Annotated in this window: 19 protein-coding genes and 1 other annotated feature; of the genes, 1 reads left to right on the top strand and 18 read right to left on the bottom strand. The window is 45.9% G+C overall.

Annotated elements, in window-relative coordinates; all coding sequences use genetic code 11:
- Positions 1-11: 11 nt before the first annotated feature.
- From MKY28_RS05175 to lspA, 8 genes are all read right to left on the bottom strand, one after another.
- Positions 12-1316 carry a DUF6080 domain-containing protein gene (locus MKY28_RS05175; protein WP_340935213.1) on the bottom strand — a complete coding sequence of 435 codons (1305 nt, stop codon included), beginning with the start codon at positions 1314-1316 and terminating at the stop codon, positions 12-14.
- Between the two features lie 31 nt (positions 1317-1347).
- Positions 1348-1668, bottom strand: a complete 321-nt coding sequence (locus MKY28_RS05170; RefSeq protein WP_235431595.1) for an EamA family transporter — start codon at positions 1666-1668, stop codon at positions 1348-1350.
- Complete coding sequence (locus MKY28_RS05165) at positions 1655-1945, bottom strand: EamA family transporter (RefSeq protein WP_197997836.1); 291 nt, start codon at positions 1943-1945, stop codon at positions 1655-1657. The genes MKY28_RS05170 and MKY28_RS05165 overlap by 14 nt, the downstream gene beginning before the upstream one ends.
- A gap of 26 nt (positions 1946-1971) precedes the next feature.
- Positions 1972-2604 (bottom strand): HAD-IB family hydrolase, encoded by a 633-nt coding sequence (locus MKY28_RS05160; protein WP_036614827.1) that lies wholly within the window; start codon positions 2602-2604, stop codon positions 1972-1974.
- A gap of 18 nt (positions 2605-2622) precedes the next feature.
- Positions 2623-3513, bottom strand: coding sequence for a decaprenyl-phosphate phosphoribosyltransferase (locus tag MKY28_RS05155; protein WP_047844436.1), 891 nt, complete (start codon positions 3511-3513; stop codon positions 2623-2625).
- A 203-nt stretch (positions 3514-3716) separates the two neighbouring features.
- The gene (locus tag MKY28_RS05150; RefSeq protein ID WP_036674844.1) at positions 3717-4970 is read right to left on the bottom strand and encodes an LL-diaminopimelate aminotransferase; all 1254 of its coding nucleotides are present in this window, start codon (positions 4968-4970) and stop codon (positions 3717-3719) included.
- 110 nt (positions 4971-5080) lie between these two features.
- On the bottom strand, positions 5081-6043 hold the full coding sequence (locus tag MKY28_RS05145; protein ID WP_445670885.1) for an RluA family pseudouridine synthase: 963 nt from the start codon (positions 6041-6043) through the stop codon (positions 5081-5083).
- Positions 6036-6530 carry a signal peptidase II gene (lspA, locus tag MKY28_RS05140; RefSeq protein WP_017687321.1) on the bottom strand — a complete coding sequence of 165 codons (495 nt, stop codon included), beginning with the start codon at positions 6528-6530 and terminating at the stop codon, positions 6036-6038. Before lspA ends, MKY28_RS05145 begins: the two co-directional genes overlap by 8 nt.
- A 221-nt stretch (positions 6531-6751) precedes the next feature.
- Here lspA and MKY28_RS05135 point away from each other — a divergent pair, with 221 nt between their 5' ends.
- Positions 6752-7489, top strand: coding sequence for a TraR/DksA C4-type zinc finger protein (locus tag MKY28_RS05135; protein WP_340935211.1), 738 nt, complete (start codon positions 6752-6754; stop codon positions 7487-7489).
- Between the two features lie 38 nt (positions 7490-7527).
- Here the strand turns inward: MKY28_RS05135 and MKY28_RS05130 are convergent, their stop codons facing one another.
- The 10 genes from MKY28_RS05130 to sigG all read right to left on the bottom strand — a co-directional run bounded on the left by MKY28_RS05130 (position 7528) and on the right by sigG (position 17134).
- Positions 7528-7887: a DUF5665 domain-containing protein gene (locus MKY28_RS05130; RefSeq protein ID WP_340935207.1), complete on the bottom strand. Its 360-nt coding sequence runs from the start codon at positions 7885-7887 to the stop codon at positions 7528-7530.
- Positions 7888-8052: 165 nt separating this feature from the next.
- On the bottom strand, positions 8053-11151 hold the full coding sequence (gene ileS / locus MKY28_RS05125) for an isoleucine--tRNA ligase (protein WP_047843743.1): 3099 nt from the start codon (positions 11149-11151) through the stop codon (positions 8053-8055).
- Positions 11152-11492: 341 nt separating this feature from the next.
- Positions 11493-11785 (bottom strand) — a binding site (T-box leader).
- A gap of 57 nt (positions 11786-11842) precedes the next feature.
- Positions 11843-12352 carry a DivIVA domain-containing protein gene (locus tag MKY28_RS05120; protein WP_017687316.1) on the bottom strand — a complete coding sequence of 170 codons (510 nt, stop codon included), beginning with the start codon at positions 12350-12352 and terminating at the stop codon, positions 11843-11845.
- A gap of 240 nt (positions 12353-12592) precedes the next feature.
- Complete coding sequence (locus MKY28_RS05115) at positions 12593-13375, bottom strand: YlmH family RNA-binding protein (protein ID WP_307416744.1); 783 nt, start codon at positions 13373-13375, stop codon at positions 12593-12595.
- Positions 13376-13390: 15 nt separating this feature from the next.
- Positions 13391-13660, bottom strand: coding sequence for a YggT family protein (locus tag MKY28_RS05110; RefSeq protein ID WP_036674839.1), 270 nt, complete (start codon positions 13658-13660; stop codon positions 13391-13393).
- A 7-nt stretch (positions 13661-13667) separates the two neighbouring features.
- Positions 13668-14135: a cell division protein SepF gene (locus MKY28_RS05105; RefSeq protein ID WP_036614853.1), complete on the bottom strand. Its 468-nt coding sequence runs from the start codon at positions 14133-14135 to the stop codon at positions 13668-13670.
- Positions 14126-14827, bottom strand: a complete 702-nt coding sequence (locus MKY28_RS05100) for a YggS family pyridoxal phosphate-dependent enzyme (RefSeq protein ID WP_036614854.1) — start codon at positions 14825-14827, stop codon at positions 14126-14128. The genes MKY28_RS05105 and MKY28_RS05100 overlap by 10 nt, the downstream gene beginning before the upstream one ends.
- 6 nt (positions 14828-14833) lie before the next feature.
- Positions 14834-15733 (bottom strand): peptidoglycan editing factor PgeF, encoded by a 900-nt coding sequence (gene pgeF / locus MKY28_RS05095; protein ID WP_340935204.1) that lies wholly within the window; start codon positions 15731-15733, stop codon positions 14834-14836.
- A gap of 51 nt (positions 15734-15784) precedes the next feature.
- Positions 15785-16177 (bottom strand): YlmC/YmxH family sporulation protein, encoded by a 393-nt coding sequence (locus tag MKY28_RS05090; RefSeq protein ID WP_017687310.1) that lies wholly within the window; start codon positions 16175-16177, stop codon positions 15785-15787.
- Positions 16178-16351: 174 nt separating this feature from the next.
- Positions 16352-17134, bottom strand: coding sequence for an RNA polymerase sporulation sigma factor SigG (gene sigG, locus MKY28_RS05085; protein WP_017687309.1), 783 nt, complete (start codon positions 17132-17134; stop codon positions 16352-16354).
- Positions 17135-17239 lie beyond the last annotated feature (105 nt).

The following is a 17239-nucleotide window of genomic DNA, read 5'->3' as shown; positions in this document are numbered from 1 at the left end:
TTACTATTTGACTATTTCACTGAGCGTTCCTGTTCCAACTGATTATAGGATTGTTTGATTGTTGTTAATGTTTCTACATGGCGATAGATGTTGTTACTTGCCGTAACGATAACACATAACATGATCAAGCCTATAACCACTTTTTTCCCCAATCCCGGACGAAGGCTGATGACGAAACTTCCACCCAACAGGAAAAACGCAAACAGATAATGTCCCGCATACAGGTACATATCGTATTGAAACACAGCTAGACCAAAGCCCACGACTACGTGAAGCAAAAAGGCAAACAAAATATATGGCACAAGGGTCCACACTTCTCGTTCACGAATGCCTTTAATGAAGCCCATGAATGCCAGTAGTAAAATAAAGATACCTGTCATCTGCACATGGATTGGATTGGAACGGGATAGATCCGTAACAAAGGCCGCCATGCCCGGGTCCAGTAAATGCATTTTCGGTGTCAGCATCGGATTAATAGTTAACATGTTCAATGCTTTCCAGTGAACAGCGAACTGGAATGGCGTTGCATAGCTGGTTCCACCATTTTGAATGCCCAACAGCCAGTTACTAACCCAGCTGCGACCTCCAAAGGCAACGTACTGGACGCCAGTTAATACGACGATGATCAGAACCGCTAATGCCATGATACCGATGTATTTTTTCAAATTCGCCTTATTGCGCCATGCATGCATATTGAAGAATGTGGCAGCAGCAAATGGTACGATATTGGTCGAGGTTAGTCCAAAGTTAATCGATGTAAGCAATGCATTGGGTACATAACGTACGTCCTGACGCTCACGAGTATACTGCATGTAAACCACCGACAACAGAATAACGAACTGTACATAAGGATACGAATCCGGGATCAATGCAGTAAACATTAAGTAGGAACTGAAACCAAACAATAAGGCAAACAGTAGCGGTACGATGGTCGGTTTATCTTCTTTTTGACTCAGGAACAGATACGCCAGCACCACCGAACCCGCATTTACCAGCGATTGCAGGATTAGAAAGAACCAGTTGCCTCCCAGCAGTTTCGCTACAGCCGCAAGGGTGACAGCGAGAAAGGAAATCAGCGGATGGATCACGGAAGAACTGTTGTCCCCATAATACATTGAAGGATCAAAGTTGAATAAATTGATTGGAAACAACGTCGTATTAAAAGGGCTATACGCCCCAAGCATCTCTGCATTATTTTCAATGTACAGAACATACGAGCCGTTCATTAAACCATAAAACAGAGCAAATCCCGCAAACAGGTAAAAGGCTGTCCAGTTGGCTCTGCGATTATAAAAGAAGTAATCTAAAAAGTTCATGCTTTCATTTCACATCCTGATTAATTAAGTTCTAAAATACCAATAAACATAGGCCACCCATAATACATGCCACACCTATCCAGCGTAAAGGGCCCACGGTCTCTTTAAATATCAACCGCGCTATGATGAGAGTCCAGACATATGTTAATGCGTTCGCAGGCAACACTACGGTTAATGGAAGAAACTTCAGCAATACAATATTCAGCAACGCACCCGTTCCGTAGAATCCAAGTCCCATGAGTACATGCAGACGATTGCGACTGGAAGCATAAGCTTTCAGTCCGGCCCCGCCCAGTGCACCACACAACGTCATGACAATTAATACGGCAACCATCCAGCTATCGATCAACACTGGTTAATGTCACCCCGATTCCAAGCAACACAACTGCTGCCAGCTTCTGCACCGTAATTTCTTCTCCAAGCAAAAAATACCCATAGATTAAGGCAAATACGTAACTAGCACACATCAGAGGATAAGCAACAGAGAGTTTTTCCAGAGCAAAAGCTTTAATCATCAAAATCGCTCCAAGTCCATAACACAGAAAACCAACACCCAGGTAAATCCACTCGGTTAGTCCCCATTTCCAGAACAATTGACCCGTTGCTGTCAGAAAAGCGGAAACGAGCATCAACCATTTACCAGTATGACGCGATTTTATTTCCCCCACGTTAATGCCTCCATGTCCGGAACACGCTTGTTAATAAAGTATCGTTGACTTACAAGTTGCATGACTGGAAGGTCGGATAAGGAGTCCGAGTAGGAACATGACTGGTCATAATCAATGACCATATTCTTCTCACTCAGATAAGCCTGAATTCGGCGTACCTTCTCTTCCCCTTTGCAATTGCTGCCATCAACTCTGCATGTGTAACCATTCTCATGACGGACAAGTTCAGTTCCAATTACATGATCCACCCAAGGAAAATTATTAAAGTATTTCATATAGGCATGCGGAGATGCAGTTACCAGCAAGACATGATACCCTGCTTCTTTGCGATGTTGCATCTCTACACTGGCCTCGGCAAAAATGGACGTACGCAAGCGAGTATCAAAGAAATGTTCGAGATCTTTTTCAGACATACGCTCAATTTCTTGAAAGTAGGATCGTTTGACTTGTTCAACCGTCATGAAGCCTGCCTTGAATAACACGGTATGTAATGCAATGACAGGTAATCTCCATACCTGCCACGGGTAACGGCGAACACCGTAATGCACAAATTGAAACATGGAATCACTGCGTATGATCGTTTTATCAATATCAAAAATTGCGACTTTCGTGCTTTTCACCCTGATCCCCCTCAGCCTTTATTCAAAGATTGCAAAGATTGTAACAACACTTATCACATACAACATAACCGTAATTAATATAGGCTTGTCCTCAAACAGCACACGATCGGGCGAACCTCCCTGGTTCTTCATGTGGATCAGATACAGGTAACGGAACATGCCGTAAATGACCAATGGAATCGTCCACATGAGATGAATGGTTCGATCTGAAGTGAATGTGAACAGGGAATAACTGATAATCGTAGCTGTCGTCACAATTGTATTGAATTGATCCAGTAACGTAATGGAGTAGTTATCCAAAACCTTACGATGTGATCCCGTATTTCCCTCAAGCAACGTGAGTTCATTTCTGCGTTTTCCAATGGCCAAAAACAACGACAACAGCATGGTACAGATCAAAAACCACGGTGTGAATGGCACATGGATCAGCACACCACCTGCAATGGCACGAAGTACAAAGCCGGCTGCAATGGTCATCATATCCAGGATAACGAGATGTTTCAGCACAAATGAATACGATACATTCAACAGGAAATAGACGATACATAACACCCCGAATAGAGGGTTCATCATGAAGGCCGTTCCTACGGAAAGGATTAATAGAATAATGCCAAACAACAAAGCATGACTCGGATTCACCTGCCCAGAAGCCATAGGACGATACCTTTTCACCGGATGCTGTCGATCCCTGTCTCGGTCTACAAAGTCATTTAAAATATACACACAGCCTGCAACGAGGCTAAATAGAATAAAACCAAGCAACGTCGCAAGAATGGTTTCAGTCCGAATCTCCTCAAAAGAAAATAGTAACGCAGCAAATAACAGCAGATTTTTAGTCCACTGTTTGGGTCTTAACAATCTGAATAATCCTGACACTGTACTGCCTGTTCCTGTAGCCGGTGAGGACACCGTACTTGTTCGTGATGATAACAATTGTAATAACTCCCTTCAACAACAACTTCTGTATATAACAAATAACGTAAAGATCTAATCATATGTTGCTTGTATAATTTTGTAAAGGGAGTAAATGAAAAAATTCTAATATGGGCATAAAAAAAGAGACCGTTTCCGGTCTCTTCGTTAGTACATGATTTAACTATTGGGTGATGCGATTAAAATTCAAATTGTACGTCGCTCAGACGACGTTTGATCTCAGCAATAACACGTTTCTCTTCCTCTTCACCCTTCGCTTCAAAGGTTACGGAGAAACGAACAAAGTTACCGGCATCATCCCAAGGTACGGATGAGATCAGTTTCTCACGGATCAGGAATTGGGAGAAATCTTCGCCTGATTCGAAGCGACGTCCGCCAACCACACCTTTTGGTGCTTCTACATACAGGAAGAATGAACCTTTAGGTTTTTCAGCCTGGAAGCCCAGTTCGTTCAGTGCGGCAACGAGCATGTCGTGACGGCGAGAATATTTCTCTGCAATTTTTTCCGTAATTTCAGGGTGATTCAATCCATAAGCAGCAGCCTTTTGAATCGCGATGAACTGACCGGAGTCATTGTTGTCCTTCACATCACTGAATGCTTTGACTACAAGCGGGTTACCCGCTACAAATCCGATTCTCCAACCTGTCATGTTGTAGGACTTGGACAGAGAGTGCAGCTCTACGCCGACATCCTTCGCACCAGGTACCGATAGGAAGCTGAACGGTTTTTTGCCATCATACGTCAATGCTGCATATGGAGCATCATGTACAACCACAACATTGTATTTCTTAGCCCACTCCACAACTTCAGTGAAGAACTCCACCGTCGCGCTTGCGCCTGTTGGGTTGTTCGGATAGTTCAGGTAGAGCAACTTCGCACGTTTTGCGATGTCTTCCGGGATAGCCGTCAGATCAGGCAAGAAGTTGTTCTCTTTCGTCAATTGGATGTTGAACACTTCTCCACCCAGATACTTCGTATGTGTACCCATAACCGGGTATCCTGGAACGGTCATGATCGTCACATCACCCGGATTGATGAAGCATGAAGGCATCATCGCCAAAGCTGGTTTGGAACCAATGGAGTGTACGATCTCAGTATCTGCATCGATACCTTCTACGTTGAATACGTTTTTCAGGTAGGAAGCAGCAGCAGCTTTGAATTCAGGAATACCATTGTCAGCATAACCACGATTCTCAGGTCTGGAAGCTTCTTCTGCAAGTGCAGCTACAATGCCTGCATCAGCCATTTCGTCCGGTTCACCTACACCAAGGTCAATCAGTTCCACATCGGGAAAATCTTTTTTGGCCGAAGCTTTGGCACGTTTGATTTTCTCGAATTTATAAATGTTCGTGTCTTTACCATAGTTGGAGCCACCGATACGGTCGGCAAAATTAGTCTGAATGTAAGTTTCTTGGTATTTATCGATACTCATAACGTTGTTCATCTCCTCATTTGACGCAAATTTCTACACTTTAATATGAAGCATTTGCGTGATCAAAGCCATGGACAAAGTATCCGAACATTTGTACTTTCTTGGAGCTGTTAACGACTGCGTAGCGAGGCGAGCACGTCTTCCATATCTTGCGGAATCGGAGCTGAAAATTCAAGGTATTCTCCCGTTGTTGGATGCACAAATCCAAGAATGGCCGCATGAAGAGCCTGTCCTTGCATTTTGATGCCTTTATTCCGTCCATAAGTTGGATCTCCTACAAGCGGGTGACCAATAAATTTCATGTGAACCCGAATCTGGTGAGTACGTCCTGTCTCCAGTTTCAATTCCAGCAAGGTGTAATCATTAATCCGCTCTGTAACGGTAAAATGCGTAACGGCATGTTTACTGTTACGTTCTGTGACCGTATACATTTTGCGGTCATTGGTATCCCGTCCAATCGGTGCATCAATGGTACCTTGATCATGATTAAGATGACCATGAACAAGCGCAATATACCGTCTATTCACCGTATGTTCCTTCAACTGAGCAGCCAGTGATGCATGAGCACGATCGTTCTTGGCAGCCATGATCAGGCCGGATGTATCCTTATCGATACGATGCACAATACCAGGACGCAACTCCCCATTAATACCCGAGAGGTCTTTGCAGTGATGCATAAGTGCATTAACGAGGGTACCCGACGTATGTCCTGGTGCTGGATGCACCACAAGACCACGCTGTTTGTTAATCACGATCAGGTCGCTGTCTTCATATACCACTTCTAGCGGAATATCTTCGGCAATGATCTCAACGGCAGCCGGTTCAGGAATCTGTAGTTCAATCAGATCACCTTCGGATAACTTGGCATTGGCTTTGACTACAGCACCATTTACTGTAACCATCCCGTCTCTGATCCACAATTGAACTTGGGAGCGAGATACGTTATCCACGGCTTCCGTAATATATTTGTCAATTCGTTCTTTTTTATGTTCAGCGGCAACGGTCCATTCCATACGTTCATTGCCATTCATTAGTTCTTCGTCGTTAATCTGTTCCTTATTCGGATTACTCATGATGTTCATTCCCTTCAATCTTCGCGGCTGCTTTTTCGCGCCGTCCTTCAAGCAATGTCTCCACTATGATCAACCCTACACCGATGCAGATTGCCGAATCGGCGATGTTAAAAATGGGAAACGTATAACTTCCAAAATTAAGTTGTACAAAATCTACAACTTCTCCAGTCAATGCCCGGTCAAGGAAGTTGCCAATTGCTCCACCAAGCACCAAACTAAGCGCCACAGGCAGCAATTTGTGCGGGGTATCTTTTACCTTTTGCAAATACCAAATCAAGGCAACGACCACAATCAACGTAACCACGATAAAGAACCAACGCTGGTCTTGCAGAATGCCAAATGCTGCTCCTGAGTTACGATGTGATGTGATGACAAAGAAATTGCCAATGACCGGAATTTCTTCTCTGAGTTCCATCCGGGTTGCAATCAGATACTTGGTTCCCTGATCCAATAAAAATACGATAAAAGCAAGGATATAATACACCACGTTTGTTTGTCACTCCGTTCTTGTCTTTTCCAAACGATACCAGGCTTACGCCAGACTTGTTTATTGTAGCACAGCTGTTTGGAAATCGTCCACGACGCGCTACATCGCAATGCTTATGGCAAAAACGATAACATTTCCCTTCTGTAATCTTGCCCTCAATGGCACATCCTACAATAGAGTCAAAATCCGGATTCCAGCATGAAAGCAGAAAGGGGAAAATCATGTCACATTTTACTAACAAACAACTACAATTTCTACGTTCCCAACTGATGTCCGATAAGCGCGATATTGAACATAGACTGTCGGAAAACGAGCATTATGGACTTGGAGACTCCCTTAAACTACAGACAGGTGAATTATCACCAATTGATAACCATCCTGGCGACATAGCTACGGAGGTGTATGAACGCGAGAAAGATATTTCCCTGCTGGAACATGATGAATTCCAATTGGAACGAATCGATTCTGCACTGCACTCCATCGAAGAAGGACATTACGGTACATGTGCGGTCTGTCAGCAACCCATCCCTTATGAACGCATGGAAGCTGTGCCCTACACCAAATACTGCAAAAAACATCAACCAGAAACCGTTGTCTCTGAGAACCGCCCTGTAGAGGAAGAATTCCTTGCCCCGGCATTTGGTCGAACCAGTCTGGACGAGCGTGAGGATCAAAATGGCTTCGATGGTGAAGACACTTGGCAGATTGTTGAAAGTTGGGGCACATCGAATTCACCAGCCATGGCTGAAGGACGCGATATCGACAGCTATGATGTTATGGCGATTGAAGCTACCGATGAAGTGGAAGGCTGCGTTGAAGCGTACGAAAGTTTTGTTGCCACGGACATCTATGGTCATGACGTCTCCATCGTGCGCAATAGGCAATATCGTCAGTACCTGGAGAACCGTGAGGGCGAGGGTCTGTTAGAACCGGATATGGAGACGGATGACATTTACTAAATGTACTTTGATATCTTTCACCTTTAATTACTAATCGCTTAGTAAGTGTTCATATCAAGCTGACGCTGGACAATGCGCACAATATCAGCGATGTAATCTCCAACAATGGGAAGATTGAGCGCCCCAAGTAGCTGCAAAACGTAAATGATCGTTGCTGCGAAAAAGGTAAACCCAATCGCAATCCCCACACCTCGTGCGGCTCCTGACAACAGGTTAAGTCCAATCAATTTCCATGGCCTGTTCAGCAATTCTGTGTATTGCGCAATTCGTGAACGTTCCAGTTCATTCGCCAGACGATTCGTCAGGGTATGTAACTCTTCAATTTTGTCATGCGAATTCAGATTATCTGATGTTGGTTGTTGTGAAGTGGCTGCGGTTTGCTTGTCATGTTCGCTCATGTTTTGGTCAGTTCCTTTGATCAATATAGATTGACTGCACTATAGAATCATTGCCTTATTGCCTAAAAAACAAACGAGCCCAGATACAGGGAATATGTCCCTGCCTCTGCGGCTCGTTTGTTTATACTCTATATTCTGTCCTAATTGAATGGGACATGCTCCGAATTACGCTTCGATGTAAATACCGATCGATTTGCCTCCGGCTTCAACGCGTTCCATGGACTCATTCGAGCCAAATGTAACTTCGGTTACGAGAACATTTTCACGCAACACATCATCAAACGCCTGAATAGCTTCCTGAAGGGATGCATCCACATCCAGTGTCAAACGTACTCTTTTCTCAATCGGCAGATCCAGACGTTTCCGGGTATCCTGCACAGCACGAACCACTTCACGGACCCAACCTTCCTGTTCCAAGGCTGGCGTGATTTCGGTATTGAGTGCAACCGTCAGACCGTAACCTGATGCTGAAGCAAAGCCAGATTTGGCCTGTTTATCAACCAATAATTCTTCGCTCGTCACTTGCAGCTCTTCGCCTTCTGGAGAAACGATGTTCAGCACACCCTCCGAAACCACTTTACGCGTCTCATCAGCCGACATTCCTTTGAAGAAGTTTTGCAGGAACCCTACGTTTTTACCGTATTTCTTACCTGCGACCTTCAGGTTCAGCTTCAATGTAAAGTCAACGAATTCCGCATCATTATGCTCCGTACGGATTCCTTTTACATTGATCTCTTCTTTGATGATCTCTTCATAACTTGTCAGGTCAAAGCCTTTATCCAGGGAAACGATCAATTCGGACAGTGGCTGACGTGTCTTAATGCCTGTTTCGTTACGAACGTTACGGGCAAGTTCAACCACGCGGCGAGCCGTCTCCATATCCTGTTCCAGTCCTGCATCAATCAGCGCTTCATTAGCTACCGGATAGTCTTCCATGTGCACACTCTCACCTGTTGCAAGGTTCAGATAGATGTCTTCTGCCAGCATCGGTGTGAACGGAGCAACCAACTTCGCAGTAGTCACCAGTACCTCAGTCAATGTGCGGTAAGCGTCCAATTTATCGTCTGTCAGGCCACTTCCCCAGAAACGGTCGCGGGAACGACGGATGTACCAGTTACTCAACTCATCAACAAATGCTTCAATCGCTTTGGAAGAGTTCAGATAGTCGTTAACCAGCAGCGCTTTTTCTACAACCAGGATCAGGCTGTTCAGTCTCGACAGAATCCAGCGATCCAGCTTGTGTGCGGACAGTTGGAACGGGTGCTCCTGTGGATCAAATCCATCAATGGTAGCATAAAGCGTCAGAAATGCATGGGTGTTAACCAGCGTATCCACCATTTTGGATTTGGCTTCCCCTACGATACCTTTGGAGAAACGTTTGCTGTTCCACGGTGCACTGTCAGACAACAAAGCCCAGCGGAATGCATCTGTACCGTATTCTTCAATTACTTCCCAAGGATCGATAACGTTACCTTTGGATTTGGACATCTTCTGTCCGTTCTCGTCAAGAACGTGTCCTGTAGCCATAACCGCTTTGTAAGGCGCTTTGCCTGTCAAAAGGGTGGAAACCGCCAGCAAGCTGTAGAACCAGCCACGTGTCTGGTCAATCCCTTCACAGATCATATCCGCAGGGTACTGCTGTTCGAATACTTCTTTATTTTCAAATGGATAGTGCTGCTGGGCAAACGGCATGGAGCCGCTGTCGAACCAGACATCGATCACTTCCGGTGTACGTTTCATCTCATATTTGCCACAAGAGCTCATGACTTTAACGTCATCCACATATGGTTTATGCAATTCAAGATTCTCTGGCACATCACCTACCGCACGAGCACGCAATTCTGCAATGCTGTGTGGTGCAAATTGTTCGCCAGTCTCCTCACACACCCAGATGTTCAGCGGAGTTCCCCAATAACGATCACGGCTGATGTTCCAATCCACCAGATCCTCAAGGAATTTCCCGAAGCGACCTTCACGAACGTGACCTGGGTACCAATCCACTTCACTGTTGTTGGCAATCAATTGGTCCTTGATGGCTGTCGTTTGGATAAACCAACTGTCCATTGCATAGTACAGAAGTGGTGTATCACAACGCCAGCAGAACGGATAGCTGTGCTCATATTTTTCTTTGCTGAACAAACGCCCATGCTCAGACAGATATCGCACGATATCAATATCACAATCCTTCACGAAACGTCCGGCAAAGTCAGTAACCTCAGCGACAAATTTACCTTCCAAGTCCACCATGTTCACAAAGCTGATCCCATTCTCACGGCATACACGGTAGTCATCTTCACCATGGGCAGGAGCCATGTGTACGATACCCGTACCACTTGCATCCGTTACAAAGCTTGCACCCAGAATGATGTTAGCCTTCTCAGCCTGTACGTAGTTGAACGGAGGATCATACGTTTTGCCAACGAGGTCGGCACCTTTCAGTGCACCAATGATTTCATACTCACCCTTGGTATCTTTCATCACTTTTTCAACCAGATTGGTTGCCATGATGTACACTTCATCACCTTGACGAACACGGGAGTAGTCCATATCCGGATTCACGGCAAGTGCAACGTGTGAAGGCAGTGTCCAAGGTGTTGTCGTCCAAGCCAGTACAAATTCTCCGCTGTCATTCAGTTTGAATTTCGCTGTAGCGCTTAGGTCTTTGACGTCTTTGTACCCTTGTGCAACTTCATGGGAACTCAGTGTTGTCTGACAAGAAGGACAATACGGGCTCACACGGTGACCACGATACAACAGGCCTTTCTCATGAATTGTCGCCAGGATGTTCCATACACTCTCGATATAGTTGTTATCAAGGGTGATATACGGGTTATTCATATCCGTCCAATATCCGATGCCTTCTGTCAGATCACGCCATTGTTGCTCGTATTCGAATACGCTCGCTTTACATTCGTTAATGAATTTCTCCACGCCGTAATCTTCGATTTCCCACTTGTGGGAGATACCAAGCTTTTTCTGTACACCCAGTTCTACAGGCAGACCATGTGTATCCCAACCCGCTTTACGAACAACACGGTAACCCTTCATCGTGTTATACCGTCCAACAAAATCCTTGATTACCCGTCCCAGTACGTGACCGATATGTGGTTTACCGTTTGCTGTAGGTGGCCCTTCATAAAATACGAAGTTTGGCTTGCCCTCCCGGTTTTCGATGGATCTTTTGAATGTATTCTCCGTTTTCCATTTATCTAACACGCGTAATTCTCTGGCACGTGCCTTCTCTTTGACGTCAACTCGTTGCATGATGATTATCTTCCCTTTCTTTGGTTGGATTGTGGACCGTCCACAAAAAGCGTTTCAATCCCCCTAAATCCCCCTTGCCAAGGGAGACCCCATAGGCGCTCCGCCCTCTGGACACCCGGGATGGGTTGTCGGTGGGGGATCGGTGGCGCTTATGGGCGAGGGGTGGATGTGCGTAGTGGCGGCCATTTTGCGACTGTTCCCTGCATGAACGCCGCATGGCCTTACCACGAGGCGGGTGTTGCCGGGTGCTTCACTTTCCCGGCGGGTGGGCTCTCTCCCTGAGGTCCCTTCGGGCCTCATGGGCGTTCGCCTTTTTTGGACACAAAAAAGCCCCGTCCCTGGAAAGGGACGAGGCTATACTCGCGTTACCACCCTAATTCTGTTCATCACAAACCACATCCAGGCAAGCCTGGGTATGCTCTGTCATCAACAGCGCTTATGCCCCGCTATACTACCGCAGGGTGCCGTTATAACGTACGGCTTACGGTTCGGCTTACACACGGCAATCAAGATCACCGCTTCAGCGTCACTTCTCCGGGGAGATATTCGGCTATAACTCATCCATTGGTTTGCACCAACCACCAACTCTCTGAGGGATGAGATCATAACGTACTGAACCCGTCATGGAATCACTATTCATTATGAATATAGTTATAGCCTCTTTGCAGACAAAAGTCAACCAGGCGACAGACTAATAAATTTCTTTCATCTCCCGCTCACGGTCACGCACTTCCTGCTCCCGGCTCTCCAGTACTTCCCAACCATCCTGAGTCAACAGTTCAAGCTGCGCTTCAACAAGCGTGCGGAAACGGGCACGATAAATCGAGGCCTGCTTTTTCAGTTCTTCCACTTCCAAAGCAATTTTGCGAGATTTGCCCAACGATTCGTTCACGATCCGGTCTGCATTTTTCTCTGCTTCCTTCACGATCAACTGCGCTTCTTTCTTCGCATTACCCTTCACATCATCAGCAGCTTCCTGCGCAATGATGATCGTTTTGCTAAGCGTCTCTTCAATTGTAGAAAAATGATCCAGTTTCTCCTGAACGGACAGCAACTGATTGCTCAGCTCTTTGTTCTCGCGAATGACGCCTTCGTAATCTTTGATGACTTGATCCAGGAATTCATTGACTTCATCCTCGTCATACCCGCGCAAACGTCGGGAAAATTCCTTGTTGTGTATGTCCAGCGGCGTTAATGGCATGCTGTCCACCTCCTGTTAAAGTTCCTTCCCGTCCAGAGAAGGTTTGCAGCATATGGGTACCACCCAAGGGGCCGTATCGTTGATGCCTAACCTTGGCAACGTATACGGAATGCAGGATCAAAATTACATCCTCCAACGTTCATGTAAAGCTTTGACTTAATGTTTATCGGATACACCGCGTATTTTCTACACCTTTATGATAAACATTTCGACAAGAAAGCGGATTTTCCTGCAACAGACTCAGGCAAATTTGCCAATTTTCACTCGGCAACGGCCTTTTTTGGTCATCCCATCCTGTTCCATAACCTTGAAACGGCCAAATCCCTGAATGGATACGACATCACCCGCTTTTAGCGATTTGGAGGGATCTTCCTCAACCTTCCAGTTCACTCGGCAACGACCAGCTTTGATCGGTACCAACACTTTACTGCGGCTAAGCCGATACACATCTGCGCAGATTCCATCCAAACGAAGAGAAGCGACCGTAATGTCCATCGTCTCCAGTTTACTCTCTGACCATCGCATCTGATCCAAAGGAAGTAACTCTGTGAACACATGTAACCGATGCACCTGATTCAGTTGAAGCGATAAAAAAGCGCCGGTTTCCGCCGCCACCACTGTATGGCAACCGTCCTCCAGCACTTGGATATCCCCGATCTTTCCACGTTTCATCCCAAGCCCGAGCAGGGAACCCATATAGTCCCCATGCTCCAGCTCCGAGATTTTCTGATCATCAGACGTAATACTGAGCACCTGCATACCCATATCCTCATCATCCAGATACATATAATCAGGTGCAACCAGCGCACGCTTGCGTTCAGCAGCCTCGTAACCACCATCCAGACGAATCTGAACGTCGTTACGGCGATTGGCAAGAGTCTGTAATATAAAAACCTGTCTTGGATCAAGAAAGTCAGTTAGCTTCATGTCATGATACTTACCCGCCTGCTCAACCCAATCCGAAGCCTTATCTACAAAATCCCGCTCATCATGGCTAAAATGTTCGTAAATTTCACCGCTCATCTATGTCACCCTACCCTAATATGCAAAATACCGGAGTATGGAGATTAGCCCATTAAGCGCAAGTTGCAGAACGATCAGCGCCACAATCGGGGAAATATCCAGCACACCGAACAAAGGCGGTATAAATCGGCGAAACGGTCTTAGATATGGTTCCACTAATTTGCCCAGCCATTCACCGATGAAGCTTTCCCGCGCATTGGGAAGCCAAGACATCAATATGTAGACAATGACCATGTAAAAGTAAATCTGGTATAACGTGTACAACACGCTTTCAATCTGATACAAAAGTGGCTCACCTCATTCTGTTATAATCTTGCTCGCTGTCAGCCAGTATTTCCGTAATTGATCCCTGAATTTCAACCGTATCTGGCGTACAGAGAAAAATGTTTCCGCCGATTTTGGAAATACCGCCACCCAATGCATATACCGTGCCACTCAAAAAATCAATAACGCGCAGCGCTTGGTCCTGGCGAATTCGTTGCAGATTCACCACAACGGTACGATGCGAACGCAGATGGTCGGCAATTTCCTGAGCCTCGTCATAAGAACGCGGTTCATACAGGACAACTTTAACATTTTTCTGGGAATGAATGCTCACCACATTATTCCCCCTTTGGTTTCTACGTTTATCGAGACTGGAGGTTTCAGCTTCCTGATGTTCAGCCTCATTTTCCTCCTGCGCAGCCATTCGTTCACGTTCCACAATCTCTTCCTCTTCCTGAAGTCCGAGGAAATTCATAAATTTATTCATTACGCCCATCGTGAACCCTCCTCTTTTCCTACGAGAATCGATCCTAGCCGTACCCAGGTTGCACCTTCTTCAATGGCCACTTCAAAATCATTGGACATCCCCATCGACAGCTCAGTCAATGGCTCTGCTGTAAGGGCTTGTCCATTCAATTGATCTCTCAGCTCACGCAATCCACGAAATACGGGACGCGTCAGCTCCGGATCTTCCTCATGAGGTGCCATAGTCATTAGGCCAACGACCTTGAGATTGTTGAACGAACGAATATCACGCAAAAAAGAACTTGCCTGTTCAGGCTGTAATCCATACTTGCTCTCTTCACCCGAAATATTCACCTGCAAAAACGTTTCCACTTGGATGCCAAGTGAAGCTGCTTTTTTATCCAACTCCTTCGCCAATGACAAACGATCCAGTGAATGTATGTAACGAAACTTGCCAATCACGTCTTTCACCTTGTTTGTCTGCAAATGACCGATAAAGTGCCAGGTACCCTGCTGACCAAAAGCTTCCCATTTGGCCTGTGCATCCTGCCACCGGTTTTCTCCAATATGCTCAAGACCATGATCCAGCACCGATCCCGTTGTTTCAAGTGAGACATATTTCGTGACCGCAATCACATTCACATCATCACGATGACGGTTACTGCGCCGACATGCATCCTCGATCTTCTGATTTACCTGTTGTATACGCTCCTCCAATGACACAGAGGGTCACCTCTCTTCCAGCCCAATCCAACTCGCCATCCGCCCTGTAACACCATTTTCCTTCCGATAGGAGAAAAATAGTTCGGGATGACAACTTGTACACCATGTTGTACATTCGATATGATCCGGCATTATTCCTGCTTTCATCATAATGTGTCGATTACATTCTTTCAAGTTTAACATCGTTTTACCGTTATTCACGGCTCGATATGCTTGTTTAGAAGCAGAATCCTCGTATTTATCATTAACCGGGGAATCATCAAACCAAACCCGTACATGCTGCATGACCGCCTCATCCACTTCATAACAGCAATCCCCAATCGACGGACCGATTGCAGCTCGAATGTCCTGCCTACGGCTGCCATACTCCCGTTCCATCGTCTCCACCATGGATACAGCGATACCCGCAACTGTACCTTTCCAGCCGGCATGAGCAAGACCTACCGCCTGCTGCACAGGGTCATAGAAATAAAGCGGAACACAGTCTGCGTAGAAAGAAGTCAGCAGCACACCAGGCACATTCGTGACCAATCCATCCGTATCCTGCAACGCAGATTGACGATCAAGTAATCCTCTGCTCCGATCTTCAGCGGTAATTACAGCTACATGTTTGCCATGCACCTGCTCTCCACAGGTCCATGCTTCTGCTGCAAAACCAAGCTTCTCGGTTACAAGCCTACGGTTGTTAAGTACAACTTCAGGGTCATCCCCCACATGATAAGCACAATTGAGCGTAGCATACGGAACTTTTCCAACTCCACCATGCCTCGTCGTAAACCCGACTGACAGCTGTTCAAATTGCTGTATCCAGGGCTCAACATATAATAATAACGGATCAGGACCGAAATCTGAATTTGGGTTCTTGGTCCGTTCAAGTAATTCTTTATCCAATACAAAGGGTTCCATTATCTCACCTCACCACTTCCAGTGTACCAAATGAGCCACATTCTGTCTCATTTATATCGTTCGACGCTGATTACGTTCCGACCGTTCAATGCGTTCCACACGCTCTGTGCGGTTATGCTGCTGTTCATCATACAGGCGCGCTTCGCGATCACGCTCGTCATACGTATTTTCCTTCACCTCATCCATCTTCACCAGTATTACATCTGAACCAATCTTCACAATGTTTCTCCAGGGAATCACCAGATCCGTTCCCCCGCCAAAAAGACCCATAAAACGGCTGTACCCTGGCACAACAATCGCTTCAATTCGTCCCTGCTTCAGATCCAGCTCCAAATCACTGATCTGACCGAGGCGTTTACCATCCGTAATGTTAATGACATCCTTTGTCTGAAAGTCCGAGATTTTCATGCCTCGTGCCGCTACTTCGCTCGTATTTACTTTCATTCATTCCCGCCCCCTGTTATTCCTCTTCTGCCCGTTCTTCACGCTTCTATACAATATATGTTTCAGGGGCGAAAAATGTCCTGTTTTTCATCAAATGTGGAAACGGTCCAAAACAAAAAGACGACCAACGGTATACACTGCCCCGATTGATCGTCCTTCTGCCTTTGCATCGTGTTATGACTTTACATGTTTTTGCATCTGCTGTATCGCTGATTTCTCCAGACGTGATACCTGAGCCTGGGAAATGCCAATTTCATCAGCCACTTCCATCTGGGTTTTCCCTTCGAAAAACCGCATCGACAGAATCATTTTTTCCCGCTGACCAAGACGATGCATCGCTTCACGAAGTGCAATTTCCTCGATCCATGACACATCTTTGTTTCTGTCATCGCTGATCTGATCCATAACATAGATCGGATCTCCACCATCATGATAAATCGGTTCGAAGAGCGAGACCGGGTCCTGAATGGCGTCCAATGCAAAAACAACATCTTCCTTCGGCACATTCAGTACTTCCGCAATTTCGAATATCGTCGGTTCCCGGGAGTTTTTATTCGTCAGGCTGTCACGGACCTGAAGTGCTTTATAAGCAATGTCCCTCAAGGAGCGAGATACCCGAATTGGGTTATTATCACGCAGGTATCGACGGATTTCACCGATAATCATCGGCACCGCGTAGGTTGAAAATTTGACATTCTGGGATAAATCAAAATTATCAATGGCTTTCATCAGGCCGATGCAACCAACCTGGAACAGATCATCGACAAACTCCCCCCGATTGTTAAAACGCTGAATGACACTGAGTACCAGACGCAGGTTGCCATTCACTAATTTCTCTCTTGCTGAGCGATCATGGTGTTGCTGAAGGGAATGAAACAATTCCCGCATTTCAGTGTTGGTGAGGACAGGCAATTTTGCGGTGTCCACGCCACAAATCTCGACTTTGTTTCGGGTCATCGTGATTTACCTCCCAAGGAGAAACATTAATGTACATTATCTCCGGGGCAGGCTTTTTTATTCGTACTTGGCACCCTTGCCAGTAATACCCATTCTGACCAATGA

It is taken from the genome of Paenibacillus sp. FSL R5-0473, from assembly GCF_038004565.1.
Classification (GTDB): Bacteria; Bacillota; Bacilli; order Paenibacillales; family Paenibacillaceae; genus Paenibacillus; species Paenibacillus amylolyticus.
This window is presented reverse-complemented; position numbering and strand designations above follow the sequence as displayed.

What these genes read in the sequence shown, in the direction of transcription:
- MKY28_RS05175 (WP_340935213.1), bottom strand. Translation starts at nt 1,316, where the DNA reads ATGAACTTTTTAGATTACTTCTTTTATAATCGCAGAGCCAACTGGACA.
- MKY28_RS05165 (WP_197997836.1), bottom strand. Translation starts at nt 1,945, where the DNA reads ATGCTCGTTTCCGCTTTTCTGACAGCAACGGGTCAATTGTTCTGGAAA.
- MKY28_RS05150 (WP_036674844.1), bottom strand. Translation starts at nt 4,970, where the DNA reads ATGAGTATCGATAAATACCAAGAAACTTACATTCAGACTAATTTTGCC.
- MKY28_RS05145 (WP_445670885.1), bottom strand. Translation starts at nt 6,043, where the DNA reads ATGAGTAATCCGAATAAGGAACAGATTAACGACGAAGAACTAATGAAT.
- MKY28_RS05135 (WP_340935211.1), top strand. Translation starts at nt 6,752, where the DNA reads ATGTCACATTTTACTAACAAACAACTACAATTTCTACGTTCCCAACTG.
- MKY28_RS05130 (WP_340935207.1), bottom strand. Translation starts at nt 7,887, where the DNA reads ATGAGCGAACATGACAAGCAAACCGCAGCCACTTCACAACAACCAACA.
- ileS (WP_047843743.1), bottom strand. Translation starts at nt 11,151, where the DNA reads ATGCAACGAGTTGACGTCAAAGAGAAGGCACGTGCCAGAGAATTACGC.
- MKY28_RS05120 (WP_017687316.1), bottom strand. Translation starts at nt 12,352, where the DNA reads ATGCCATTAACGCCGCTGGACATACACAACAAGGAATTTTCCCGACGT.
- MKY28_RS05115 (WP_307416744.1), bottom strand. Translation starts at nt 13,375, where the DNA reads ATGAGCGGTGAAATTTACGAACATTTTAGCCATGATGAGCGGGATTTT.
- MKY28_RS05105 (WP_036614853.1), bottom strand. Translation starts at nt 14,135, where the DNA reads ATGGGCGTAATGAATAAATTTATGAATTTCCTCGGACTTCAGGAAGAG.
- pgeF (WP_340935204.1), bottom strand. Translation starts at nt 15,733, where the DNA reads ATGGAACCCTTTGTATTGGATAAAGAATTACTTGAACGGACCAAGAAC.
- MKY28_RS05090 (WP_017687310.1), bottom strand. Translation starts at nt 16,177, where the DNA reads ATGAAAGTAAATACGAGCGAAGTAGCGGCACGAGGCATGAAAATCTCG.
- sigG (WP_017687309.1), bottom strand. Translation starts at nt 17,134, where the DNA reads ATGACCCGAAACAAAGTCGAGATTTGTGGCGTGGACACCGCAAAATTG.